Below are 24,682 nucleotides of genomic sequence, written 5' to 3' on the forward strand. Positions count from 1 at the left end.
TGGGTGCCCTCCCGGCCGGGTGGGCCTTCACACTACGCGCGAGCACCGACAACGTCCGCCGCCCGCCCGACACCGGCTGCCCGGCCCGCTCGACCGACACCGGCTGCCCGACACCGGCTGCCCGGCCCGACCCGCTCGCCCGACGCTGCTGGCCGGCCGGCTGCCCGAGTACCGTGATCCCGTGCCACCACGCCGACCCGCGCTCGTCGAGCGGATGCGCCCGTTCACGTCGACCATCTTCGCCGAGATCACGGCGCTGGCGACCCGCACCGGCGCGATCAACCTCGGGCAGGGCTTCCCCGACACCGACGGCCCGGCGGAGATCCTCGAGGCGGCCACCCAGGCGATCCACGGCGGCCTGAACCAGTACCCGCCCGGCCCCGGCGTCCCGGTACTCCGTCAGAGCATCGCCCGGCACCAGAAGCGCTTCTACGGCCTCGACGTCGACCCGGACAGCGAGGTGCTGGTCACCGCCGGCGCCACCGAGGCCATCGCGGCGACGATCCTGGCGCTGTGCGAGCCGGGCGACGAGGTGGTGACGTTCGATCCGGTGTACGACTCGTACGCCGCGTCCATCGCGCTGGCCGGGGCGGTCAAGCGGACGGTGACGCTGCGCTGGCCCGACTTCGCCGTCGACGAGGCGGAGCTGCGGGCCGCGTTCGGGCCGCGCACCCGGGTGGTGCTGGTCAACACGCCGCACAACCCGACCGGCAAGGTGTTCACGCGCGCCGAGCTGGAGGCGATCGGCGCGCTGGCCCGCGAGCACGACGCGATCGTCGTCACCGACGAGGTGTACGAGCACCAGGTCTTCGACGACGCGGTGCATGTGCCGGTCGCGACGCTGCCGGGCCTGGGTGAGCGGACGGTGACGGTGTCGTCGGCGGGCAAGACGTTCTCGGTGACGGGCTGGAAGGTCGGCTGGCTGCACGGTCCGGCCGAGCTGGTGGCCGCCGCGCGCGCCGTCAAGCAGTTCCTGACGTTCGTCAGTGCCGGCCCGCTGCAGCCGGCCGTCGCGACGGGGCTCGACCTCGGCGACGACTTCTACGCAGGGCTGGCCGGTGGTCTGCGGGCGAAGCGCGACCTGCTGATCGAGGGCCTGACGGCGGCCGGGTTCGAGGTGTCGGTGCCGCGCGGGACGTACTTCGTGGTGGCCGACGCCGCGCCGCTCGGGTTCGCCGACGGCGTCGAACTGTGCCAGCGGCTGCCCGAGCTGGCCGGTGTCGCGGCCGTACCGGTGTCGGTGTTCCACGACGACCCGAAGGCGGCGCCGTCGCTGGTCCGGTTCGCGTTCTGCAAGCGTGACGAGGTGCTGCGCGAGGCTGTCGCACGGCTGAGCCGGCTGGCGCCCGGGGCGTAGCTCACTCCAGCACGAACTCCAGCGCCGACCGCACGCCGGCCGCCGGCGCGCCGTCGGCGACCTCGAGCAGCGCCGCCCGCCAGGCCGCGGTCAGCGGCGCCGCGGCCACCCGCACCTCACCCGGCAGCAGGGCGGCCAGGGTGTCGCCGACGGGGTCGGCGACGGCGTCCGGCGCGGTCTCGCCGAGCAGCCGGCACACGCCGAAGCGCACCGTCGCGTCGAACGCCACCAGCAGCGCCGCCCGCACCGCCGCCCGCCCCGGGCCGCCGACCGCCTCGGCCGCGCCCTCCATGCGATCGGTGATGCGCTTCTCGAGGTCGTCGCGGACGACGGTGTACAGGCCGAGCTTCGACCCGAAGTGGTGGTAGAGCGAACCGGTGGTGACGCCGGCCTTCGACGCCAGCTCGGTGACGGTGGCCGCCTCGAAGCCGGCCTGCTCGAAATGGTGCATGGCGGCCTCGATCAGCCGGGCCTTCGCCGACCCGGGAACGGGGATCCACTCCTGCATGGCCATCACCGTAACACGTTGACGGGTGGCCATAACGTCGTTACGGTCTCAGGCATGAAGCTCACCTTCATCTACGTGTCGGTGCCGGATCTGAAAGAGGCACTCGGCTTCTACCGCGACCAGCTCGGGTTCGACGAGGCGTGGCGCGAGGGCGACGACACCGTCGCCTTCCAGTTGCCGGGCACGGAGGTCCAGCTGATGGTCTGTGTTCCGCCGGACGACGGACCGAGGTGGTCCACCGGGCCGTTCTACGGGGTGGACGACCTGCCGGCGTTCATGGCCGAGCACAACGACCTGACCTGGGTCGGCGAGCCGAACGAGATCCCGGGCGGCCGATCCGCCTCGTTCCGCGATCCCGGCGGCAACCTCATCCACGTGTTCGACCAGTCCGGCGCCGAGTGATCCGGCCCCACGGCTTGTAGACCGACAGCAGGAACGCGACGAGCAGCAGGCTGGTCGACACGATCGGCGGGTACAGCAGGTCGCCGGGCTCCAGCCGGACGTCCGCGACTGTGTCCAGCAGTCGGCCCTGCTCGGCCGCCTCCTGCACACCGGGACGCAGCAGCACCAGCACCAGCGTCGACAGCAGCACGTTGAGCACCAGCTTCACCGCGACCCACCAGTACCGCACCAGGCCGTACTTGCTGCCGAGTCCGAGCAGCACGCCGCTCACCAGGCACGCCAGGCTGGCGATCGCCAACGGCCAGCCGGCGAACAGTTCCAGTGCCCGGTAGCTGAGCGCGCGGGTCTCGTCCTCGCTGGTGCGGGCCGCGGTGAAGACCAGCACGGCCATGACGACGTCCATGCCGAACCAGGTGCCCGCCGACAAGAGGTGCGTGACCAGCACGGCCTTGCGGGTGCGACCGCCGAGCCGCCACGGACGGCGAGTCGGCGCGGCCGGCCCGGCCGCGCCGCCCGGGCCGTCGGTGCGGCGGCGTCGGCGCGACTGTCGGTGCCCGCCCGTAGGGTGGGCCCCACCCGGGCCGGGCGGGGTCTGCGTCGTGATCGTCATGCCGTCCACCTTGTCGCCCGCCGCCGTCGCCGTCGTCGGGCGCGGAACGTATCCGCGCGTACGCCCGATCACGTACGGGCAGCTGTTTTGTAAGGATTCGTCCCCCTGGTCAACCGGCGTGGCCGGTCGTGCGTCAACGCCGTATCACCATCGGGCACCAGGGGGATCGTCATGAGACGCACCATCGCCACCATCACCGCATTACTGACCGCCGGGCTCGCGTTCCTCGCGGCCCCGGCCGCCGCCGACGCCGCACCGTACTGCGGCCTGCGCTGGGGGTCGCTGCCGGAACGCGCGGCCGCGACGGAGACCGCGCCGCTCACCGGCGTCCGCGCCGGCCGGCACGCCTGCTTCGACCGGCTCGTCCTCGACTTCGCCGGCGACGCCGACGGCTACGTCGTCCGCTACGTCTCCACCGTCCGGATGGACGGGTCGGGCCAGGCGGTGCCGCTGCGCGGCGGCGCCGACCTGGAGGTCGTCGCGGTCGCGCCGTCCTACGACGCAGGCGGCGACGCCACCTACACCCCGGCCGACCGGCGCGAGCTGGTCAACGTGTCCGGCTGGCGGACGTTCCGCCAGGTCGCGTGGGCCGGCAGCTTCGAGGGGCAGACGACGATCGGGCTCGGCGTGCGGGCCCGGCTGCCGTTCCGGGTGTTCACGCTGGACGGACCGGGCGCCGGCTCGCGCCTGGTCGTCGACGTCGCCCATCGGTGGTGACGGCGGCCGCCGTTCCCGGCCGGGTCGCCCTACACTGACCCGGCCGGGCACACGGCCGAGGCGCGGAGCGACGACACATGGCGACACCAGAGCACCAGCTGTTCGACCAGCTGGCCGGGCCGGCCTGGGCCGGCGCCGAGCCGATCCGGGCGTCCGCGCCGGCGTCCGAGGTCTCGGCGTCGCGCTACCGCGTGCGCGGCCTCACCGAGTACGGCGAGCCGAAGGTCCGGCGCTCGCACGCCGACCCGGAGGTCGTCCTCGAGGATCCCGGCGACGAGGCGGCCGGTCACTACACCGCCGTCCGCGGCGACGGGCCCGACTGCCTCGCCGTCGGCTGCTACCGCGCCGCCACCAGCGGCCTCGGCCTGGCGTTCGTCGCCGTCACGGACAGCCGGCTGGCCGTGCTGCAACTGCGCGACACCTCCGCCGAGCCGATGCCCGACGCCGGCCAGCTGCTGAAGGAGGGCGGCGGTCTGCTGCGGACGATGGGCCGGCTGGTGAAGGGGTTCGTGCGCGAGGTGAGCGCGCTGAACTCGATCGCCGACCGGCCGGAGTCGGCCGTCGTCGAGCCGGTCTGGGAGGTGCCGCGGCACGCGCTCAGCGCCGCCACCCGGTGGAAGAAGCCGCTCATCCCCGAGCTGCGCGGCGGCGAGCGCAACGTCCAGCTGACCTTCGCCGACGGCTCGTTCGCGCGGCTGTGCACCGACGAGGCCGGGCTGGCGTCGCTGGCCGCGCTGGACGGTCCGCCGCGGGGGTGACGACGAGCACGCCGGAGTGGGCGGCACGACGGCCGGGACCAGGACTACCCTGGGGACAACCCCGGCTGCCGACTCAGGAAAGTGTCATGGACCCCATGCTGTCCGACTCCTTCGCGCCCCTCGCCCTGACCTTCGACGACGTCCTGCTGCTGCCCGGTGAGTCCGACGTCATCCCGAGCGAGGTCGACACCACCTCGCGGGTCTCGCGGAACGTCTCGGTCAGCATCCCGCTGCTGTCCAGCGCCATGGACACCGTCACCGAGTCGCGCATGGCCATCGCCATGGCCCGGCAGGGTGGCCTGGGCGTCCTGCACCGCAGCCTGTCCATCGAGGATCAGGCCCACCACGTCGACCTCGTCAAGCGGTCCGAGTCGGGCATGGTCACCGACCCCGTCACCATCGGCCCCGACGCCACGCTGGCCGAGATGGACCGCATGTGCGGCCAGTACCGCATCTCCGGGCTGCCCGTCACCGACGACGACGGCCGGCTGCTGGGCATCATCACCAACCGCGACATCCGGTTCATCCCGTCGGCGGAGTTCGACGAGCGCCGGGTGCACGAGGTGATGACCCGCGAGCCGCTGTTCACCGGCCCGGTCGGCATCAAGCCCGACGACGCGTTCGCGCTGCTGGCCAAGCACAAGATCGAGAAGCTGCCGCTGGTCGACGACGCCGGCCGGCTCAAGGGGCTCATCACCGTCAAGGACTTCGTGAAGTCCGAAGAGTTCCCCAACGCCACCAAGGACGGCGAGGGCCGGTTGGTCGCGGCCGCCGCCGTCGGCTTCTTCGGCGACGCGTGGGAGCGGGCCATGACGCTGGTCGAGGCCGGCGTCGACGTGCTCGTCGTCGACACCGCGCACGGCCACACCAGCGCGCTGCTCGACATGGTGCGCAAGCTCAAGGCCGACCCCGCCGCCCGCGGCGTCGACGTCATCGGCGGCAACGTCGCCACCCGCGCGGGCGCACAGGCGCTGGTCGACGCCGGCGTCGACGGCATCAAGGTCGGCATCGGCCCGGGCTCCATCTGCACCACCCGCGTCGTCGCCGGCGTCGGCGTCCCGCAGGTCACCGCCATCCACGAGGCGGCGCTGGCGGCCAGGCCGGCCGGCATCCCGGTCATCGGCGACGGCGGGCTGCAGTACTCCGGCGACATCGCGAAGGCGCTGGTGGCCGGCGCCGACACCGTCATGCTGGGCTCGCTGCTGGCCGGCGTCTCGGAGAGCCCGGGCGAGCTGATCTTCATCAACGGCAAGCAGTTCAAGTCCTACCGTGGCATGGCCTCGCTCGGCGCCTTCACCAAGCGGGGCGCGGCCACCTCTGGCACCCGCGACCGCTACTTCCAGGCCGACGTCACCAGCGACGACAAGCTCATCGCCGAGGGCATCGAGGGCCAGGTGCCGTTCCGCGGGCCGCTCGGCAGCGTCACGCACCAGCTGGTCGGCGGGCTGCGGCAGTCGATGTTCTACACCGGCGCACGCACCATCACTGAACTGCAGGAGCGCGGCCGGTTCGTCCGCATCACGTCGGCCGGGCTCAAGGAGTCGCACCCGCACGACATCCAGATGACGGTCGAGGCGCCGAACTACTCCTCGCGCGGCTGACGCAGCCGGTCCTCGAGCCCGTCCAGGACGAGCTCGAGGCCGTACCCGAACTCGTCGCCGTAGGCGTACTCGCGGCCGACCACCTGCTCGGCGATCATCTCGGTCAGGTACGGGTACTCGTCGGCGGGCAGGAACTGCCGGAGGTCGCCGGCCAGCTCCTCGGCGCCGCTCGGTCCCTCGAACGGCAGGTTGAGCTCCGTCAGCACGAAGCCGTACACGTAGGCGTCGATCGCCGAGAACGCGTGCGCGGCCAGCGCGACCGAGAAGCCGTTGCGCCGCAGGCAGCCCAGCACGGTGTCGTGGTGGCGCAGCAGCGCCGGAGCCGGCCCGCGGCGCGACTCGACGAGCCCGAGCGCCCACGGGTGCCCCGCCAGGGTGTCGCGGGCCGACGCCGCGCGCGCGGCCATCGCCGGGCGCCAGGGGTCGTCGAGCCCCGGTAGCCGGATCTGGGTGAAGATCCAGTCGGCCAGCGCGTCGAGCAGGTCGTCCTTCGCGCGCAGGTGGTGGTAGAGCGACATCGCCTCGACGCCGAGCTCGCGGCCGACGTTGCGCATGCTCACCTGCGCGAGCCCGCCGCGGTCGGCCACCTGGACGGCGGCCTCGACGATCCGCTCGCGGGACAGGGCGGGGCGCGTGCTCACCGGTGTACCTCGCTGGGGTCTTGTCATCCTTACGGGTGTAAGGCTATCGTGTCTCGAGACTTACACGTGTAAGGGGGGCATTGTGAAGGCAGCGGTCTTCGACCGGTACGGCTCGCCGGAGGTCCTGCGGCTCGCCGACGTTCCGCAACCCGCGCCCGGTCCGAAGGACGCGCTCGTCCGGGTCCACGCGGTCGCGGCCACCTCGGGCGACGCCCGTATCCGCGGCGCGAACTTCCCGCCCGGGTTCGCGCTGTTCGGGCGGCTGGCGTTCGGTGTGTTCCGGCCGCGGCGCAAGATCCTGGGTGGGTCCTTCTCCGGAGTGGTCGAGAGCGTCGGCTCGGCGGTGACGCGGCTGCGGCCCGGCGACGAGGTCAGCGGCATGTCCGGGGCGCGGCTGGGCGGTTACGCCGAGTATCTGACGGTGGCCGCCGACCGGCTCGCCGCGAAGCCGGCCGGCGTGAGCCACGACGACGCGGCCGGACTGCTGTTCGGCGGCACGACGGCGCTGCACTTCCTGCGCGGCCGGGCCAAGCCGGGCCGCAGCGTCCTGGTCGTCGGGGCCTCCGGCGCCGTCGGCACCAACGCCGTCCAGCTGGCACGGCACTTCGGCGCCACGGTCACCGGGGTCACCAGCGGCGCCAACGCCGCCCTGGTCACCGAACTGGGCGCGGACCGCGTCGTCGACCACACGCGCGAGGACGTCACGCAGGGCGCCGAGCGCTACGACGTCGTCTTCGACACCGTCGGCGCCGTCTCGATCGCGAGCGGCCGCCGGCTGCTGACCGGCGACGGTGTCCTCCTGCTGGCCGTGGGCGGCCTGGGCACGGCCGTGCGGGCCCGCGGGAACGTCGTCGCCGGCGTCTCCGCCGAGCGCCGCGAGGACTTCGAGTTCCTGCTGGGGCTGGTCGAGGCCGGCGAGCTCACCGTCGTCATCGACCAGGTCCACGACCTCGCCGACGCCGCCGCGGCGCACGCCCGCGTCGACACCGGTCACAAGGTCGGCAACGTCCTGTTACATCCGTGACGGGGCGCTCCGATATCCTTCGCACGTGGCGGAGATCGAGATCGGCCGTGGCAAGCGCGGCCGCCAAGCATATGCCTTCGACGACGTGGCGATCGTGCCCTCGCGGCGCACCCGCGACCCCGAAGAGGTGTCCACGCACTGGCAGATCGACGCCTACCGGTTCGAGATCCCGCTGCTGGCCGCGCCCATGGACTCCGTCATGTCGCCGCAGACGGCCATCGAGCTGGGGCGGGCCGGCGGGCTGGGCGTGCTCGACCTCGAAGGGCTCTGGACCCGCTACGACGACCCCGAGCCGCTGCTCGAGGAGATCGCCGGGCTCGAGGAGGGCAAGGCGCTCAACCGGCTGCAGGAGATCTACGCCGCGCCGGTGCGCGAAGACCTCATCGCCGACCGCCTGCGCGAGATCCGCGACGCCGGCGTCACGGTGGCCGGGGCGCTGTCGCCGCCGCGGGTGAAGCGCTACCACCAGGCCGTCATCGACGCCGGGGTCGACCTCGTGGTCATCCGCGGCACGACGGTGTCCGCCGAGCACGTCTCCGGCCGGGCCGAGCCGCTGAACCTCAAGCAGTTCATCTACGAGCTCGACGTCCCGGTCATCGTCGGCGGCTGCGCCACGTACCAGGCGGCGCTGCACCTCATGCGCACCGGCGCGGCCGGCGTGCTGGTCGGCTTCGGCGGCGGCTCGTCGCACACCACCCGCTCGGTGCTCGGCCTCACCGTCCCCATGGCCACGGCGGTGGCCGACGTCGCGGCGGCCCGGCGCGACTACCTCGACGAGTCCGGCGGCCGGTACGTGCACGTCATCGCCGACGGCTCCATCGGGCGCTCCGGCGACATCGCCAAGGCCATCGCGTGCGGCGCCGACGCCGTCATGGTCGGCTCGCCGCTGGCCCGGGCCACCGAGGCGCCCGGCCGCGGCTGGCACTGGGGCTCCGAGGCGCACCACGCCGACCTCCCGCGCGGCGAGCGGGTGCACGTCGGCACCATCGGGCCGCTGTCCGAGATCCTGGGCGGCCCGTCCTACCTCGCCGACGGCTCCATGAACCTCGTCGGCGCGCTGCGGCGGGCCATGGCCACCACCGGCTACACCGAGGTCAAGGAGTTCCAGCGGGTCGAGGTCACCGTCCTGCGGTAGACGTAGGCTGGCGTCGATGACCACCACGCCCGTCAACGTCGACACCGTCGTCGACCGCGCACTCCTCGACCGCCTCACCGACCGCGTGGTCGCGCGGCCGCGGGCCGACCGCGCCGCCACCGTCGCGCCGTTCAGCGGCACCCCGCTGGCCGAGGTGCCGCTGTCCACCACCGACGACGTCGCCACGGCGTTCGCCGCCGCCCGCGACGCCCAGCGCTGGTGGGCGGCCCGCCCGGTCGCCGAGCGGGCCCGCATCATCGGCCACGTCCACGACCTCGTGCTCGACCGCCGCGGCGAGATCGCCGACCTCGTGCAGGCCGAGGCGGGCAAGGCGCGGCGCGACGCGTTCGAGGAGGTCGCCGACGTCGCGCTCGCCGCCCACTACGTCGCCGTCCGCGGCCCGCGGGTGCTGCGCGAACGCCGCCGGCTCGGCCTGCTGCCGGGGCTGACGCGGGCCATCGAGGGACACCGTCCCAAGGGCGTCGTCGGCGTCATCTCGCCGTGGAACTACCCGCTGACGCTGGCCATCTCCGACTGCCTGCCCGCGTTCGTCGCCGGCAACGCCGTCGTGCACAAGCCCGACTCGCAGGCCATGCTGACGGCGCTGCTGGCGCGGTCCATCGCGATCGAGGCGGGGCTGCCGGAGGCGTTGTGGCAGATCGTGTCCGGCGACGGCCCGGTCATCGGCGGGGCCGTCGTCGAGCACGCCGACTACGTGTCGTTCACCGGCTCCACCGCCACGGGGCGGGTCATCGCGGCGCGCCTCGGCGAGCGGCTGGTCGGCGCGTCGCTGGAGCTGGGCGGCAAGAACCCCATGCTCGTCCTCGACGACGCCGATCTCGACCGCGCCGCCGAGGCCGCCGTCCGGGCCTGCTTCTCCAACGCCGGCCAGCTGTGCATGTCGATGGAGCGCCTGTACGTCGCGGCGCCGCTGCGCGAGCCGTTCCTCGAACGGTTCCTCGGCCGGGTCGAGTCGATGCACGTCGGCGCGGCGTTCGACTACTCCTGCGACATGGGCTCGCTGATGTCGCAGGCCCAGCTCGACAAGGTCCGCGCCCACGTCGACGACGCGGTCGCGAAGGGCGCGCGGGTGCTCACCGGCGGGCGGGCCCGGCCCGACCTCGGACCCTGGTTCCACGAGCCGACGGTCCTCGACGGCGTCCGGCCCGGCATGCTCGCGGCCGACGCCGAGACGTTCGGCCCGGTCGTCTCCGTCTACCCCGTCAGCTCCGACGACGAGGCGGTCGAGCTGGCCAACGACACCCCGTACGGCCTCAACGCCAGCGTGTGGACGACCAACGTCCGCCGCGGCATCCACGTCGCCCGCCGGCTGCGCTCCGGCGTCGTCAACGTCAACGAGGGCTACGCCGCGGCGTGGGGCAGCCACGACCTCCCGATCGGCGGCATGGGCGCCTCCGGCCTCGGCCGGCGGCACGGCCGCGAGGGCATCCTGCGCTACACCGAGCCGCAGGCCATCGCCGTCCAGCGGGTGCACAACATCGCACCGCCGGCCGGCCTGTCCTACGACACCTTCACCGACGCCATGGCCAAGTCCCTGCGCGTACTACGCCGCACCGGCCGCGCCTGAGCCGTTCGACGCTCAGGCGCTGCGGAGATCGCGGATCCGGCACCGCACTCCCGGCGCGCCGGCGAGTTTGCTGTCGGTGGTGAGGAGCTCGGCGTCCAGTGTCTCCGCCAGTGCCACGTAGGCGGCGTCGTACGGCCAAAGGTTCTCCCGAAGCTCCCAGATCCGCGGGAGGAGGGCCACGTGATCGTAGCGACGCAGGTTCATCGCGCCCAGGAGATCCAGTGCCCGGCGCGCCTCGTCGGCCGGCAGTTTGCCGCCACGCACCAGGCCACGCAGGGTCGACGCACATTCGAGGTCGACCGCATGCGGCGCGGCCACGTACTCGCCGGTGACCGCCACGCGGACGCGCTCGGCGGTTGCGTCGGTCCCGACCAGGAACTCGACCAGCGCCGAGGTATCGAGAACGATCACCCGCGCGCCGCGCGGATGTTGTCCAGGACCTCGGTGACGTCGTCAGCCGTCACCGACGAGCGCGCCGCGATGGACCGGGCGACGTCTGCGGCCTCGTCCGTGGACAGCGCTGCCGCCTCCCGTTCGAGCATCTGCTGGACGTACGCCTGCAGCGACCGCCCGGCTCGCGCAGCGCGCACCTTCAATGTCGTGACGGTCTCGTCCGAGACATCGCGGATGTGGATGGTTGCCATGCAATCATTCTACTTGCACGGCAATCATTCCGCTAGCAGCTCATCGCTGGTCGGCCGGCGCTGACGCCGGGGTGCCGTGCCAGGACTCCCAGAGCGCGGCGTAGGCGCCGCCCTCGGCGACGAGTTCGTCGTGGGAGCCGAGCTCGGCGATCTGGCCGCCCTCGACGACGGCGACGCGGTCGGCGTCGTGGGCGGTGTGCAGGCGGTGGGCGATGGCGATGACCGTGCGCCCGTGCAGCACCGCCGACAGCGACCGCTCCAGATGCCGCGCCGCCCGGGGGTCGAGCAGCGACGTCGCTTCGTCGAGGACCAGTGTGTGCGGGTCGGCGAGGACGATGCGGGCCAGCGCGATCTGCTGCGCGAACGCCGGCCCCACCTGGTGGCCGCCGGAGCCCACGACGGTGTCGAGTCCGTCGGGCAGCGCGTCGGTGGCCTCGAGCGCGTCGACGGCGCCCAGCGCGCGACGCAGGTCGTCGTCGGAGGCGGACGGGGCCGCCAGCGCGAGGTTGTCGCGCAGGGTGCCGACGAACACGTGGTGCTCCTGGGTGACCAGCACGACCTCGCGGCGCAGTTGGTCGACCTCGAGGTCGACCAGGGGGACGCCGCCGACGTCGACGCGGCCCTGCCGGGGCGGGTGGATGCCGGCCAGCAGCCGCCCGAGCGTCGACTTGCCGGCGCCGGACGGCCCGACCATGGCCAACCGTTCGCCGTGCGCGAGCTCCAGCGACACCCCGTGCAGGACGTCCTGGCCCTCGACGTACGCGTATCGCACGTCGGAGGCCTCGATGTCCTCGCCCGCGGGCACGGCGCCCGTGGGTGCGCGGTCGGGCGGCACGTTGGCGATGCCGACCACCCGGGCGAACGACGTCAGCCCGACCTGCAGCTCGTCGAGCCACGAGACCAGGCGGTCGACGGGGTCGACGATCTGCACCATGTACAGGACGACGGTGGTGACCTGGCCGACGGTGGCGTGGCCGCCCGCGGCCAGCCAGGCGCCCCACGCCAGCGTGGCCACGACCGGCAGCACGTACGCCATCTCGGCGGACGGGAACCAGACGCTGCGCAGGAACAGCGTGCGCTTCTCGGCCGCGAACGCCTCGCGCAGGTCGTCGTCGCCGCGGGTGACGCGGACGTCGCCGAGGCCGAGCGCCTCGATGGTGCGGGCGCCGTCGACGGTCTCGGTGATGGTGCCGTTGATGGTGGCGTACGCCGCGCGCTCCCACAGGTATCCGGCCCGCGCGCGGTTGAGATACCAGCGGGTGCTGACGATCAGCAGCGGCGCGCCGACGATGGCGCCCAGCGCCACCAGCGGACCGGCGAGCACGGCCGCCGTCAGCGTGAGCACCGTGGTGACCACCGCGACCAGGATCTCGGGCACCGCGAACCGCACGGTGCGCGACAGCGCGTCGATGTCGCCGGTGGTGCGGGCGACGAGGTCGCCGGTGCCGGCCCGCTCGACGGTGGACAGCGGCAGGCTCAGCACGCGGGTGATGAAGGTGTCGCGCAGTTCGGCGAAGACCCGCTCGCCGAGCACCAGCGACCGTTTGATCGCCACCCGGGTCAGCAGCGCCTGCACGACGATGCAGCCGGCCAGCACGGCGGCCAGCACGTCGACCCTGGTCTCGGTGCCGTCGCTCGTGACGGTGTCGACCATGCGGCCGAGCAGGAACGGGCCGGCCAGCCCGGCGGCGGCCGCCAGGACGTGGACGGCCAGCGCGATGATCAGCGTGCCGCGGTGCCGGCGGAACAGCCGGGCGGCCTCGTGGCGGACCTCGGCCGGCGTGGCGACCGGCAGCGCACCCGCGGGCGTCCGGTCGGCCGACGGGGTGGGGGTCGTGCTCATTCCGGGTCCTCCTCTCGGGTGACGGTGCGGCGGTAGGCGGGGGTGGTGCTCATCAACTCGTCGTGGCTGCCGGTGGCGACCAGCCGGCCGTCGTCGAACCAGACGACGGTGTCGGCCTTGGCCAGCATGAGCGGGCTGGCGGTGACGACGACGGTGGTGCGCCCGGCGCGGGCGTCGCGCAGCCGGCCGGCGATGGCCGCCTCGGTGTGCGCGTCGACGGCGCTGGTGGGCTCGACCAGCACCAGCACCTCGGGCTCGCGCACCAGCACGCGGGCCAGCGCGACCCGCTGCCGCTGACCGCCGGACAGCGACCGGCCGCGCTCCTCGACGGTGGCGTCGAGGCCCTCGCGCAGCGTCTCGAGCACGTCGCCGGCCGACGCGGTCTCCATGGCCGTGGTCAGCTGGGCGTCGTCGTGGCGTCCGTAGGGGTCGAGCCCGCCCCGCAGCGAGCCGGTGAACAGCGTCGGCTCGGGGTCGCTGACCACGATGCGGCGACGGACCTCGTCGATGCTCAGCTGGTCGAGCGGCACGTCGCCGAGCCGCACGCCGTTGCCGGGCACCAGCCGGCCGAGCCGGTCGGCCAGCGCGGCGGTGAACCCGGGCTCGTCGGCGACCAGCATGGTCAGCGAGCCGGGCTCGACCCGCAGCCCGGTGGCGTCGTCGACCAGCACGCCCGCGGGCGCCGCCGGCGCGTCGGTGGCGGTGTCGGGCACCTCGCGCTCGACCGCCAGCACGGCCAGCACGCGCCGCGCGGCGACCACCGCACGGGTGGCCGCGAACGCCATCTCACCGGCCGTGCGGACCGGCATGAGCAGGAAGAACGCGTAGCCGTACAGCGCCACCAGCGCGCCCGGCTCGATGTCGCCGCGCAGCACCAGCCGCGCGCCGACCCACGTCAGTAGCACCAGGAAGATGCCCGGCAGCAGCACCAGGACGGCGTCGAGGATGGCCTGGGTGCCGGCCAGCCGGACGCCGGCCGCACGGACGGTCTCGGACCGCTCGGCGTAGCGGCGGATGAACACCTTCTCGCCGCCGATGCCGCGCAGCACCCGCAGGCCGCCGACGGTGTCGGCGCCGAGGGCGGTGAGGTCGCCGAGCGCCTCGCGCTGGCGGCGCTGCCGTTCCTGCAGCGGGCGGATGAGCGGGCCCATGGCGACGACCAGCAGCGGCACCCCGATGAGCACCATGAGGCCGATCGGCACGGACGTGTTCAGCACGATGACGGCCACGACGAGGTACGACACGATGGCGCCGACGAAGCGCGGCACCACCTCCATCATGTGGCCGATGTGCATGGAGTCGCTGGACACCGTGGCCACGACCTCGCCGGTGGGCATCGACTTCGGCACCGCCGGCCCGGTGCGCGCGGTGTGCCGCGAGACCAGCTGGATGACCCGGAACGCCGCGTACAACCAGTTGGCCACCGACGCGCGGTGGCGCATGACGCCGGCCAGCGCCTGCAGCAGGCCCAGCCCGCCGACGAACACCGCCCAGCGGGCCGTGCTGCCGGAGTCGTCGGCGACGATGCCGTCGATGCCGTGGCCGATGCCCCAGGGGATCAGCGCCTGCGCGACCATCCAGACGACGCCGAAGAAGCCGCCGACGACGAGCGTGCGCCACTGTGCCCGCGCCAGCCAGGTCAGGAACCTGAAACGGGAGCGGGTGTCGGGGATGCCGGGGTCGGCGTAGGGAAGATCGCGCACGACATACCACGGTACGGATGGTGAAGGCTGTGCCGCACCTGGTTTTCCGCCTGCTGGGATCGTTCCCGGGGCTGGTCAGCGCCCGAACGCGGGCCGGGCTTCGAGCCGCTCGGTGACGCTCGCGACGTTGCCGGCCCGGTCCGCCACCCTGACCTCGACGAGGTGCCGCCCTGGCCGCAGCCGCACCGGCCCGGTGTAGGTCGTCCACGGCCCGCCGTCGAGCCGGTAGGCGATCTCGTGCACGCCGAGGCCGGCTCCGTCGTCGGCGGTCAGTTCCAGGTACGGTCGCCAGTCGCCGTCCACGTGCGCCACACCCACCTCGACGGCGGGCGGCGCGGCGTCGACGGCCGGCGGCGTCCAGCGGAACAGCTCCGGGCCGGACGCCATCGCGAGGTCGCCGTCGTCGAGCACGGTGAATGACGAGTACGCGAACGCGCCCAGGTCCTCGGCCGCGCCGGTCGCGCCGTACACGCAGTAGAGCCGGCCGCCGACGGACACGTACACCGCGTCGGCGCCGGGCACGGTCTCGACGATGCCGGCCTGGTGCGGCCAGGTCTTCCGCCCGGACGGCAGTGGGTCGCCGAGCTGGACGGTGCGCAGCGTCGCGCCCGTGGCCGGGTCCAGTTCGACCAGCGCCGACCCGGCCAGCGTCCACAGCCGGCCGGCCGCGTCGACCGTCGTCGCGACGTAGGCCGGCGCGCCCGGCACCGGCGTGACCTGCCAGCGGACGTCGCCGCTGACCGGGTCGAACGCCAGCACCGTCCCGTCGGACTGCACCGGATCGGGGCTGCCGGTGCCGCCGTACACCCAGGTCCCCGCGTACACCGTCGCACCGTCCGCCGATGCCGCGAGCGAGGTCAGCGCGCGATCTGGGGAGAGGTCGTCGAGGAACCGGGTCTCGCCCGTCGCGCGGTCGGAGACCGCGACCGACCCGCCGAACGTCGAGCCCTTGGGCCCGGTCGCCGCGACCACCACGTCGTCCAGCGGCAGCAGCGCGAACACCCGGTCCTGCGGGTTCGCCGTGTGCTGCTTGAAGTCCCACAGCTTCACCGGGTTGACCGGCGTCCCGGGCGGGCCGGGCGCGTAGTCGGGGTCGTTGAACGCCGCGTCCGGGTCGTAGCGGTAGCCGCGCGCGTCGGGGTAGGCGCCCACCCATACCGAGTCGCCGTCGTCGTACAGGTACTCCGTCTGCGAGAACCGGTTGAACCGCGATGCGCCGGTCGCGGTGTCGACGTGGGCGAAGCCGCCGAGGAAGCCGCCGGCCCACACGCCGCCGCCGGTGGCCGGCTCCAATGACACGATCTCGATCGGCTCGCCCGGAACCTCCGTCCGCGCGACCTCGCCGCGGCCGGTCCGCGGGTTGTACCGCCACAGCTCGCCGCGCCAGAAGAAGCCGGTCAGCGTCAGGCCGGGCCACTCCGGATCGCCGAGGTCGGCCCAGCCGGCGCCGCGGTAGTTGTAGACGCGGCCCTCGTAGCGCAGCGACGTCGGCGTGACGTCGCCGGTGGCCGGGTCCCAGGCGGTCAGCGTGTTGGTGCGCATGACGTACAGCTCGCCGTCCGGGCCGGGCGCGGGCAGTTCCAGCCCGGCGACGGTGTCCAGCGACGCGCCCCAGGTGCCGGTGGCCGGGTCGTACTCGTACAGCGGGGCGTACTTGATGTCGGTGCCGATGCGCACGTACAGCCGGTCGCCGGCCACGTTGACATCGAACACCGAGGTCAGGTCGTTGCCCGGGTCGGAAGCCGGCGGGAGTGCGATCTCCCGCTGGTCGCCGGTGGCGGGGTCGACCTCGACGAGGTGTGCGCGCGTCATCGTGCCGACGTAGAGCTTGCCGCCGTACGAGGCGATCGTGCGGCCCTGCTGGGTGTCGGCGGCCACGGCGCCGTAGTCCTGGTACTCGCGGGTGTCGGGGTCGTACGCGTACAGCCGCGCGCCGGGGTAGGTGACGCCGTAGACACGGCCGTCCGGGCCCTCGGTGATGTCCCAGGCGAACGTCTGGCCGGGCGCGACCTGGCCGAGGTCCTCGACGGCGCCGGCGCCCCACGGCAGCCGGTACAGGTGCCCGTTGGAGTTCGCGCTGATGTAGACGTCGCCGCCGTCGAGCGTGATGACGCTGTACGACGAGCTGGCGCCGGGCAGCGGCGTGGTCAGCAGGATCTCGCCGGTGCGTGCGTCGGCGGCGGTCAGCCGGGCCGGCTCGCCGTTGGTGACGCCGTAGACCGTCGGCACGCCGTCGGGGGTGGTCGCCACCGCGCCGCCGATCAGGTTGACGTCGCTCAGCGGCGCGCCCAGCGGGACGGGCTCGGCGGCGGCCGCGGCGGGCGCGACGGCCGCGGCGGGAGCCGCACCCAGTGGAAGGGCGACGGCGACGAGAACGGCGGCGAGCAGCGGGTGGCGCATCGAACCTCCGAGTTACGGGCTGGACCGTAAATACGCCTCGCGACCCTACTGGAGGGGGCGGCATCCTGCCAAGGGTCTGCACTACGCTCGATGGGTGGCCGAGACCTCCCATGACACCGTTCTCGTCGTCGACTTCGGCGCCCAGTACGCCCAGCTGATCGCGCGGCGCGTCCGCGAGGCGCGGGTCTACTCCGAGATCGTCCCGCACACCATGCCGGTCGCGGACCTGCTGGCGAAGAACCCGAAGGCGATCATCCTGTCCGGTGGGCCGTCCAGCGTGTACGCCGAGGGCGCCCCCGCCGTCGATCCCGCGCTGTTCCAGGCCGGGGTCCCCGCGTTCGGCATCTGCTACGGCTTCCAGGCCATGGCGCGGGCGCTCGGCGGCACCGTCGCGCACACCGGGCGGTCCGAGTTCGGCCGCACCGACCTCGCCGTGCAAGTCGAAGGCACGCTGCTGCAGGGCGTCGAGACCGGCACGAAGGTGTGGATGAGCCACGGCGACTCCGTCACCGCCGCGCCGGCCGGGTTCGCCGTGCTGGCCGGCACGCCCGACACCCCGGTCGCGGCGTTCGAGGACACCGCGCGCGGGCTGGCCGGCGTGCAGTGGCACCCCGAGGTGCTGCACTCCGAGCACGGCCAGGCCGTCCTGCAGCACTTCCTGTACGAGATCGCCGGCGCCCGGCCCACCTGGACCATGGCGAACATCGTCGACGAGACGGTGACGGCGGTGCGCGAGCAGGTCGGCGGCAAGCGCGTCATCTGCGCGCTGTCCGGCGGCGTCGACTCCGCGGTGGCCGCGGCGCTGGTCCAGAAGGCCGTCGGCGCCCAGCTGACCTGCGTCTACGTCGACCACGGGCTCATGCGCCAGGGCGAGTCCGAGCAGGTCGAGCGCGACTACGTCGCCGCCACCGGGGTCGACCTCCACGTCGTCGACGCAGCTGATCGCTTCCTCACCCAGCTGAAGGGCGTCGAGGACCCGGAGGAGAAGCGCAAGATCATCGGGCGCGAGTTCATCCGGGTGTTCGAGCAGGCCGCCCGCGACATCGTCGCCCAGGCCGGCGAGGCGGGCACCGAGGTCGAGTTCCTGGTGCAGGGCACGCTGTACCCCGACGTCGTCGAGTCCGGCGGCGGCGAAGGCACCGCGAACATCAAGAGCCACCACAACGTCGGCGGGCTGCCCGACGACCTCCAGTTCACCCTCATCGAGCCGCTGCGCACGCTGTTCAAGGACGAGGTCCGCGCGGTCGGCGAGGAGCTGGGGCTGCCGGCCGAGATGGTCTGGCGCCAGCCGTTCCCCGGCCCCGGCCTCGCCATCCGCATCGTCGGCGCCGTCGACTCCGAGCGGCTGGCCATCCTGCGCCGGGCCGACGCCATCGCCCGCGCCGAGCTGACCGCGGCCGGCCTCGACCGCGAGGTCTGGCAGTTCCCGGTGGTGCTGCTGGCCGACGTCCGGTCGGTCGGCGTGCAGGGCGACGGCCGCACCTACGGCCACCCGATCGTGCTGCGCCCGGTGTCCAGCGAGGACGCCATGACGGCGGACTGGTCGCGGCTGCCGTACGAGGTCATCGAGCGCATCTCCACCCGCATCACCAACGAGGTGCGTGAGGTCAACCGCGTCGTGCTCGACGTCACCAGCAAGCCGCCGGGCACCATCGAGTGGGAGTGATCCGTCCGATTGTGCGCGTGCGTTGGGCAGCGCGTCACGCCCAGTTCGACGTCGTGTGGTCGAGGTGACACGGTCGCTCCCTAGCCTGACCGCATGTCGGACACGCCCGGGCTGCAGCGGCCCCTCGTCGTCGCGCACCGTGGCGCGTGCGGCTACCGGCCGGAGCACACGCTTGCCGCCTACCAGCTCGCCGTCGACCTCGGCGCCGACTACCTCGCGACCGACCTCCAGCTCACCCGCGACGGCGTCCTGGTCGCCCGGCACGACGCCGAGCTGTCCGCGTCCACCGACGTCGCCGATCGGCCGGAGTTCGCGCACCGGCGCCGCCGCGGGCTGGTCGACGGCCGCGAGCTGACCGGCTGGTTCGTCGACGACTTCACCCTCGACGAGGTCAGGTCGCTGTACGCGCGGGAGCGGATCCCCGAGCTGCGCCCCGCCAACCAGGCCTACGACGGCCGGCTACGGGTGCCGACGTTCGACGAGATCATCACGCTGGCGGTCGAGGGTGGCCGCCGCCGCGGCCGTCCGGTCGGACTGTGCCCGGAGCTCAAGCACCCCACCTATTACGCCGAGCGGGGACTGTCGGCGGAGGACGCGCTGATGGCGGCGCTGCTGGCGTTCCGGCTGGAGCGCGGCGGCGTCCCCGTCCTCGTCCAGTGCTCCGAGCCGACGGTGCTGCGGCGGCTGGCCGCGCGCACGTCGGTGCCGCTGGCGCAGCTGGTCGACAGCACCGGCCGGCCGTTCGACTGGGAACGCGCCGGCGACGGCCGCCGGTTCGTCGACCTGCTCACCCCGACCGGGCTGCGCGAGGTGGCTACGTACGCGACGGTGCTGGCGGCGCACCGGTCGCTGGTGGTGCCGCGCGACCCGGAAGGGCGGCTGGGCCATCCGGGCCGGCTGGTGTCCGACGCTCACGACCTCGGCATGGCGGTGCATGCCTGGACGTTCCGGAACGAGAACTCGTTCCTGCCGGCCGACCGGCGCCGCGGCTCGCAGGCGGCTGGCCACGGCGACGCGCTGGGGGAGTACGAGGTGTTCTTCGGCGCCGGGGTGGACGCTGTGGTCACCGACCACCCCGACACCGCGGTTGGGGCCAGGGATCAGGCCTTCGGGTCGCGCTCGCGGCGCAGCTTGCTCAGCGACGCCAGCAGCCCGGCGAGGCCGATCGAGACCAGCAGTACCGGCATGGCGACCTCGAGGCCGGACAGTCCCAGCACGTCGTAGTGCACGAACGGCCACATGGCGCTCACTCCAAGGAAGAGAAGTCCGAAGATCAGGGAGACGACGTCGGTGTCGTGGCGCCTCATCGGGTCACCTCCAGATCGCCCAGGCCCAGCTCGAGGTCCAGCACGACGGTGCCGCCGCCGGGCCCGTCGGCGCCGTTGTCGGTGACGTCCTCGAGCTCCTGGCCGAGACCGTCCTGCCGCTCGCCGAAGATGTCGAGGTTGCCCGCGCCGACCGAGGCCCGGGTGATCTCGACGTCGGCGTTGGGCGGCAGCGTGATGGTGAGGCTGCCGGCGCCCTGCTCGATGTCGAGACGCACGGTGTCGGCGTCGGTGAGGGTGAGCCCGGACAGGTCGTACGTGATGTCGCCCGCGCCGTACTCCTGAGTCCCCGTGGGGATCTGCTCGGTGGTGACGTAGGTGCGGGTGATGTTGCCCGAGTTGTGGTAGTCCCACTGCGACACGAACGTGGCCGGGACCAGCGCGATCGCCAGCAGGAAGCCGAGCACGATCAGTCCGCGGGAGCGCCCGTACCAGGCGCCGACGATCAGCCCCAGCGCCACGATGCCCAGCGGCACCGCCACGTAGATGGCCGGCGGGTAGTCGGCCCAGGAGGCGTCGTTGGCGGCGAGCACGCCGACCGACACCAGCGCGAGGCAGAAGGTGATCAGGCCGAGCGCCGAGCGCTGCTTGGCCGGCTTCGCGGGCGGGGGCGACGGCGCGGGGGCGGGCGGCTCGGGCGGCGGGCCCCAGTCGGGGCCTTCCGGCCAGCCGCTGGTGGGGCCGGTCGGGCCGGCGGGCGCGGTGGCGGCAGCGGCGCCGGTGGCGGCGGCCGCGGGGCCCGTGGCGGCCGGGCCGGCCGTGGCGCCGGCCGGGCCGGTGACCGTCCCGCCCGGGGCCGCCGGAGCGACGGTGGGGTCGTAGACGTAGGAGTCGAACCCGGCCTCCTGCGGGTAGCCGTCGCCGGCCTGTTCGTCGTCGGCGCGGCGGCGCAGCAGCAGGTACACGCCCATGACGGCGAGCAGGAGCAGCACGCCGCCGTCCCACGTGCCGGCGATGATGCCGATGCCGGCGATCAGGCCGACGCCGCCGAGCAGCAGCGCCAGTGGGACGGTGCCCGAGCGGCGGTACTCGCCACGCCCGAGCGCCTGGTCGAGGATCGAGCGCTCCTCGTCCTCGGCCGGGACCACCAGCCAGCCGATGGCGTACAGCAGCACGCCGACGCCGCCGAAGATGGCGAGGACGACGGTCGCGACGCGGAGCACGACGGGATCGATGCCGAGCCGCCGGCCCAGTCCGCCGAGCACGCCGGCGACGACCCGGTCCGACCGGCTGCGGCGCAGCAAGCGGAACTCGTCCGAGACGCTCGGCCCGGCGCCCGCGGCGGGGGAGGCAGGAGGCACATCACTCATGGCATCGATGATGCCGAGAAGACGACCCCGAATGCATCGGGGATGACCCGGAACGGTCCCCGAGCCGCGATCTCCGGGAGGTCCCTCATGGCGGCGCGCGCTCGCGCGTGTGACCATCGATGTCATGAGCACTGTGCCGACGCCACGTGCTGCCGGGCCGGCAGCGCGCGGTTCGGCGCGCCCCGGCGAGGCCGGCGACGACCCTGTCGAGGCGCCCGACGCCGCCGTCGAGCCGCCCGCCGAGCCCGTCGACGCCGACCCTGAGCCCGAGTCCGAGGCCGCCGCGGCCACCGAGCGCGGCTCCCGTGAGCTGCCGCCGGGCGAGCCGCCCCAGGCCGGGCGCACCGGCGCCCGCGAGCCCGACGCCGCCGACGACACCGGCGCGCCGCCCAAGTTCGTCCGCCATTCCGACGGCCGCATGGTCGCCGGCGTCGCCGTGGCGCTGGCCGCGCAGTTCAAGGTGCAGCCGCTCGCCGTCAGGGTCGCGTTCAGCCTGCTCAGCGCCGTCTCCGGGTTCGGCATCGTGCTCTACCTCGCGCTGTGGATCTTCACCCCGCTCGACCAGACGGTGCAGCGCGAGGCCGAGGAGGCGAACACGCCGGCCGGCCTCGCCGCCGCCACCCGCACCGGCAAGCGCCGCCGCCGCACGTTCGTCCAGCGCACGGGCGACCTCGGCCAGCTGGCCGCGCTGGTCGTCCTCGGCGCCGGCGTGTGGCTGCTGGTCCAGCAGACCCCCCTCGGCGTCAGCCCGGCCGTCTTCTTCCCGCTGCTGCTGGCCGCCGCCGGCCTGACGCTGGTGTGGCGGGCCGCCGACGAGCAGGAGCGCAGCCGGCTGTCGGCCATCTCGCCGCGGCTGCCGTGGCTGGCCGCGCTGACCGGCAAGGGCGGCTGGATCGCCGGCATGCGGGTCGTGGCCGGCGCCGGCGTCGTCGTGGCCGGCGTCGTCGTGTTCCTCGTCGGGCAGGGCCAGTTCGACGCGACGATGGACGCGCTCGGCGGCGTGCTGGTCATCCTGGTCGGCGTCGGGCTGATCGCCGGGCCGTGGCTGTGGAAGCTGTGGCGCAACCTCGAGAGCGAGCGGCGCGCCCGCATCGTCTCGCAGGAACGCGCCGACATGGCCTCCCACCTGCACGACTCCGTGCTGCAGACGCTCGCGCTCATCCAGAAGCAGGCCAACGACCCCCGCGCCGTCGTCCGGCTGGCCCGCAGCCAGGAGCGCGACCTCCGCGCCTGGCTCTACAGCGACCTCGTCGACGACGGCTCATCGCTGGCCGCAGCGCTGACGAAGATGGCCGCCGAGGTCGAGGACGCGTTCGGCACGCCGGTCGAGGTGGTCACCGTCGGCGACGCCGAGATCGACGACGTCGCCCGGGCCGTCCTCAAGGCCGCCCGCGAGGCCACCGTCAACGCCGCCAAGCACTCCGGCGCCGACAAGATCGACATCTTCGTCGAGGCCGGCGACGACGGCGTCGAGGTGTTCGTCCGCGACCGCGGCGCCGGGTTCGACCCCGACTCCGTGCCCGAGGACCGGCTGGGTGTGCGACGCTCGGTCATCGGGCGTATGGAACGGCACGGGGGCGAGGCCACCATCCGGTCCGCGCCCGGCGAAGGCACCGAAGTCCGACTGTCGACCAGGAGAAGCTCGTGAGCGAGACCAAGCCAGACGAGACCAGGCCCGCCGACTCCGGCCCGGTCACGGTCGTCCTCGTCGACGACCACGCCATGTTCCGCACGGGCGTCCGCGCAGAGCTGGCCCAGGCGCCGTCCGTCGACGTCGTCGGCGAGGCGGCCGACACCGCCGAGGCCGTCGCCGTGGTGCTGCGCACCAAACCCGAGGTCGTGCTGCTCGACGTCCACCTGCCCGGCGGCGGTGGCGGCGAGGTCATCCGCCAGGTGCACCCCAAGGAGCCCGGCGTGCGGTTCCTGGCGCTGTCGGTGTCCGACGCCGCTGAGGACGTCATCGGCACCATCCGGGCCGGCGCGCGCGGCTACGTCACGAAGTCCATCACCGGCGACGACCTCGTGTCCGCCGTCGGCCGCGTGGCCGACGGCGACGCCGTCTTCTCGCCCCGGCTGGCCGGGTTCGTGCTCGACGCCTTCGCCGGCACCGAGGCGCCGTCCGTCGACGACGACCTCGACCGCCTCACCCAGCGCGAGCGCGAGGTGCTGCGGCTGATCGCCCGCGGCTACGCGTACAAGGAGATCGCCAAGGAGCTGTTCATCTCGGTCAAGACGGTCGAGACGCACGTGTCGGCGGTGCTGCGCAAGCTGCAGCTGTCCAACCGGTACGAGCTGACCCGCTGGGCCACCGATCGGCGGCTCGTCTGACCCGGTGTCGCTGAAGTACGACGCGACGTAGTAGGCTCCCCGATCATGGAGTTCGTCTACGACCTCGTGCTCGTGCTGCACTTCTTCGGACTGGCCAGCCTGCTCGGCGGCATCATGGTGCAGCTGAGCGCGCGTGGCGGCCGCGTCGTCAACCTGGCCATGCTGCACGGCGCGCTGACGCAGCTCGTCACCGGTGTCGCGATGGTCGGCATGGCGTCCGGCATCGACTCCCTCGGCAAGGACGTCGACAACGCGAAGATCGGCGTGAAGCTGGTCATCGTGCTGATCATCACCGCGTTGTGCTTCGCTCAGCGCAAACGCACCGCCATCGCCGACGGGCTGTTCTTCGCCCTGTTCGGGCTCACCGCCGCGAACGTCGTGATCGCCGTCTTCTGGAGCTGATCCCGTCAGGGCTCCGCCGCGTCCACGGCCAGGTGACCAGAGCCCAGACTGCGGCGACGAGCACCGTCTCGACCACCACGTACCACGGCCAGGGGCCGAACAGGTCCAGCAACGACGCCGAGTCCGGCTTGGCGTTGAGGAAGCCGTAGTTCGCGCCGGCCGCCGCGTTGAACGCGAACACCAGCGCCGCCCACACAGCGGTCGCCGTCACCGCGACCCGGTACGAGTCCCAGCCGGGCCGGATCCCCAGGCCCCACGTCAGGAAGACCGCCGCCGCCACGGTCAGCCCGTGCATCGACCAGTAGAGGACGAAGGCGGGATCGGGGAACTCCGCGTCGAGATCCGGGGTGAGGATCGGCTGGACGCTGAGCGTGAGGCCCCAGTAGTACGTCAGTGCGGCCGACCAGCGCCGGCGCGTCAGCAGCGCGTGGATCGCCGCCAGCCACGCCAGGTCGCAGAGCTGGATCGGCAACGACAGTCCCAGGTCGAAGCGGCCGGGCAGGTTGAAGTACACCTGCAGCGGCAGCGTCAGTGCCAGGAAGACGACGGCGAACCCGGTGCTGAGCCGATCCGCTGCGAGGGTGCCGCGGGCCGCGCGTCCCCGCCGCACCAGCCACCAGGCCAGCGCTACCAGGACCACGAGCACGGCCACGTGGGAGAGGCCGTACGGCGTGAAGGTGTCGCCCGACATCGATGCCGCTCCCGTCGTGGACGGTTCCC

General features: G+C 73.4%; 23 protein-coding genes. 13 read left to right on the forward strand and 10 right to left on the reverse strand.

The genetic code is table 11. The annotated features are described in order from the left end of the window. Positions 1 to 181 precede the first annotated feature (181 nt). A complete protein-coding gene (locus tag BLU82_RS01130) occupies positions 182 to 1,357 on the forward strand; it encodes a pyridoxal phosphate-dependent aminotransferase (RefSeq protein ID WP_231947672.1) in 1,176 nt (391 codons plus the stop codon). Position 1,358: 1 nt separating this feature from the next. Here the strand turns inward: BLU82_RS01130 and BLU82_RS01135 are convergent, their stop codons facing one another. After that, on the reverse strand, positions 1,359 to 1,865 hold the full coding sequence (locus BLU82_RS01135) for a TetR/AcrR family transcriptional regulator (protein ID WP_092625272.1): 507 nt from the start codon (positions 1,863 to 1,865) through the stop codon (positions 1,359 to 1,361). A 54-nt stretch (positions 1,866 to 1,919) separates the two neighbouring features. On the opposite strand from BLU82_RS01135, the gene BLU82_RS01140 reads away from it, so the two are divergent. Then, entirely contained in the window at positions 1,920 to 2,267 is a 348-nt protein-coding gene (locus BLU82_RS01140; RefSeq protein ID WP_092614461.1) for a VOC family protein, read from the forward strand. On the opposite strand, the gene BLU82_RS01145 is transcribed toward BLU82_RS01140, so the two are convergent. Continuing rightward, positions 2,233 to 2,877: a DUF2269 family protein gene (locus tag BLU82_RS01145; protein ID WP_197682663.1), complete on the reverse strand. Its 645-nt coding sequence runs from the start codon at positions 2,875 to 2,877 to the stop codon at positions 2,233 to 2,235. The two genes, BLU82_RS01140 and BLU82_RS01145, sit on opposite strands and share 35 nt — an antisense overlap. A 171-nt stretch (positions 2,878 to 3,048) precedes the next feature. Here BLU82_RS01145 and BLU82_RS01150 point away from each other — a divergent pair, with 171 nt between their 5' ends. The 3 genes from BLU82_RS01150 to guaB all read left to right on the forward strand — a co-directional run bounded on the left by BLU82_RS01150 (position 3,049) and on the right by guaB (position 5,953). After that, on the forward strand, positions 3,049 to 3,594 hold the full coding sequence (locus BLU82_RS01150) for a hypothetical protein (RefSeq protein ID WP_092614463.1): 546 nt from the start codon (positions 3,049 to 3,051) through the stop codon (positions 3,592 to 3,594). 77 nt (positions 3,595 to 3,671) lie between these two features. After that, the gene (locus tag BLU82_RS01155; protein ID WP_092614465.1) at positions 3,672 to 4,352 is read left to right on the forward strand and encodes a hypothetical protein; all 681 of its coding nucleotides are present in this window, start codon (positions 3,672 to 3,674) and stop codon (positions 4,350 to 4,352) included. Positions 4,353 to 4,438: 86 nt separating this feature from the next. Further along, positions 4,439 to 5,953, forward strand: coding sequence for an IMP dehydrogenase (gene guaB / locus BLU82_RS01160; protein ID WP_304440711.1), 1,515 nt, complete (start codon positions 4,439 to 4,441; stop codon positions 5,951 to 5,953). Here guaB and BLU82_RS01165 read toward each other — a convergent pair. After that, positions 5,935 to 6,594 (reverse strand): TetR/AcrR family transcriptional regulator, encoded by a 660-nt coding sequence (locus BLU82_RS01165; protein ID WP_092614467.1) that lies wholly within the window; start codon positions 6,592 to 6,594, stop codon positions 5,935 to 5,937. The two genes, guaB and BLU82_RS01165, sit on opposite strands and share 19 nt — an antisense overlap. A gap of 82 nt (positions 6,595 to 6,676) precedes the next feature. Here BLU82_RS01165 and BLU82_RS01170 point away from each other — a divergent pair, with 82 nt between their 5' ends. From BLU82_RS01170 to BLU82_RS01180, 3 genes are read left to right on the forward strand one after another with little or no spacing between them, the layout of a single operon-like run. Continuing rightward, on the forward strand, positions 6,677 to 7,618 hold the full coding sequence (locus BLU82_RS01170) for an NAD(P)-dependent alcohol dehydrogenase (protein ID WP_092614469.1): 942 nt from the start codon (positions 6,677 to 6,679) through the stop codon (positions 7,616 to 7,618). 25 nt (positions 7,619 to 7,643) lie between these two features. Next, complete coding sequence (locus BLU82_RS01175) at positions 7,644 to 8,753, forward strand: GuaB3 family IMP dehydrogenase-related protein (RefSeq protein WP_092614471.1); 1,110 nt, start codon at positions 7,644 to 7,646, stop codon at positions 8,751 to 8,753. Positions 8,754 to 8,769: 16 nt separating this feature from the next. Beyond that, positions 8,770 to 10,341 (forward strand): succinic semialdehyde dehydrogenase, encoded by a 1,572-nt coding sequence (locus tag BLU82_RS01180; RefSeq protein WP_092614473.1) that lies wholly within the window; start codon positions 8,770 to 8,772, stop codon positions 10,339 to 10,341. Positions 10,342 to 10,353: 12 nt separating this feature from the next. Here BLU82_RS01180 and BLU82_RS01185 read toward each other — a convergent pair whose 3' ends face one another. The 5 genes from BLU82_RS01185 to BLU82_RS01205 form a co-directional block, all read right to left on the reverse strand. Continuing rightward, positions 10,354 to 10,752, reverse strand: coding sequence for a type II toxin-antitoxin system VapC family toxin (locus BLU82_RS01185; RefSeq protein ID WP_092614476.1), 399 nt, complete (start codon positions 10,750 to 10,752; stop codon positions 10,354 to 10,356). Beyond that, positions 10,749 to 10,985: a hypothetical protein gene (locus tag BLU82_RS01190; RefSeq protein ID WP_092614479.1), complete on the reverse strand. Its 237-nt coding sequence runs from the start codon at positions 10,983 to 10,985 to the stop codon at positions 10,749 to 10,751. Before BLU82_RS01190 ends, BLU82_RS01185 begins: the two co-directional genes overlap by 4 nt. A 40-nt stretch (positions 10,986 to 11,025) precedes the next feature. Then, positions 11,026 to 12,828, reverse strand: coding sequence for an ABC transporter ATP-binding protein (locus tag BLU82_RS01195; protein ID WP_092614482.1), 1,803 nt, complete (start codon positions 12,826 to 12,828; stop codon positions 11,026 to 11,028). Next, on the reverse strand, positions 12,825 to 14,531 hold the full coding sequence (locus tag BLU82_RS01200; protein WP_092614485.1) for an ABC transporter ATP-binding protein: 1,707 nt from the start codon (positions 14,529 to 14,531) through the stop codon (positions 12,825 to 12,827). The genes BLU82_RS01195 and BLU82_RS01200 overlap by 4 nt, the downstream gene beginning before the upstream one ends. A gap of 75 nt (positions 14,532 to 14,606) precedes the next feature. Next, on the reverse strand, positions 14,607 to 16,931 hold the full coding sequence (locus tag BLU82_RS01205; RefSeq protein ID WP_092614488.1) for a PQQ-binding-like beta-propeller repeat protein: 2,325 nt from the start codon (positions 16,929 to 16,931) through the stop codon (positions 14,607 to 14,609). Positions 16,932 to 17,025: 94 nt separating this feature from the next. Here BLU82_RS01205 and guaA point away from each other — a divergent pair, with 94 nt between their 5' ends. Together guaA and BLU82_RS01215 are read left to right on the forward strand one after the other, a co-directional pair. Further along, entirely contained in the window at positions 17,026 to 18,597 is a 1,572-nt protein-coding gene (guaA, locus tag BLU82_RS01210; RefSeq protein ID WP_092614491.1) for a glutamine-hydrolyzing GMP synthase, read from the forward strand. 93 nt (positions 18,598 to 18,690) lie between these two features. Continuing rightward, entirely contained in the window at positions 18,691 to 19,821 is a 1,131-nt protein-coding gene (locus tag BLU82_RS01215) for a glycerophosphodiester phosphodiesterase family protein (RefSeq protein WP_092614494.1), read from the forward strand. 79 nt (positions 19,822 to 19,900) lie between these two features. Here the strand turns inward: BLU82_RS01215 and BLU82_RS01220 are convergent, their stop codons facing one another. Further along, positions 19,901 to 21,232 (reverse strand): PspC domain-containing protein, encoded by a 1,332-nt coding sequence (locus tag BLU82_RS01220; protein ID WP_172885501.1) that lies wholly within the window; start codon positions 21,230 to 21,232, stop codon positions 19,901 to 19,903. Positions 21,233 to 21,356: 124 nt separating this feature from the next. Here BLU82_RS01220 and BLU82_RS01225 point away from each other — a divergent pair, with 124 nt between their 5' ends. From BLU82_RS01225 to BLU82_RS01235, 3 genes are read left to right on the forward strand one after another with little or no spacing between them, the layout of a single operon-like run. Further along, complete coding sequence (locus BLU82_RS01225; protein WP_092614500.1) at positions 21,357 to 22,880, forward strand: ATP-binding protein; 1,524 nt, start codon at positions 21,357 to 21,359, stop codon at positions 22,878 to 22,880. Then, positions 22,877 to 23,560, forward strand: coding sequence for a response regulator transcription factor (locus BLU82_RS01230; RefSeq protein ID WP_092614503.1), 684 nt, complete (start codon positions 22,877 to 22,879; stop codon positions 23,558 to 23,560). The genes BLU82_RS01225 and BLU82_RS01230 overlap by 4 nt, the downstream gene beginning before the upstream one ends. A gap of 45 nt (positions 23,561 to 23,605) precedes the next feature. Beyond that, positions 23,606 to 23,962 carry a hypothetical protein gene (locus tag BLU82_RS01235; protein WP_092614506.1) on the forward strand — a complete coding sequence of 119 codons (357 nt, stop codon included), beginning with the start codon at positions 23,606 to 23,608 and terminating at the stop codon, positions 23,960 to 23,962. On the opposite strand, the gene BLU82_RS01240 is transcribed toward BLU82_RS01235, so the two are convergent. Continuing rightward, positions 23,922 to 24,653, reverse strand: a complete 732-nt coding sequence (locus BLU82_RS01240; RefSeq protein ID WP_092614509.1) for a TIGR02206 family membrane protein — start codon at positions 24,651 to 24,653, stop codon at positions 23,922 to 23,924. The two genes, BLU82_RS01235 and BLU82_RS01240, sit on opposite strands and share 41 nt — an antisense overlap. Positions 24,654 to 24,682: the final 29 nt, after the last annotated feature.

Origin of the sequence: Jiangella sp. DSM 45060, assembly GCF_900105175.1 — a bacterium.
Classification (GTDB): domain Bacteria; phylum Actinomycetota; class Actinomycetes; order Jiangellales; family Jiangellaceae; genus Jiangella.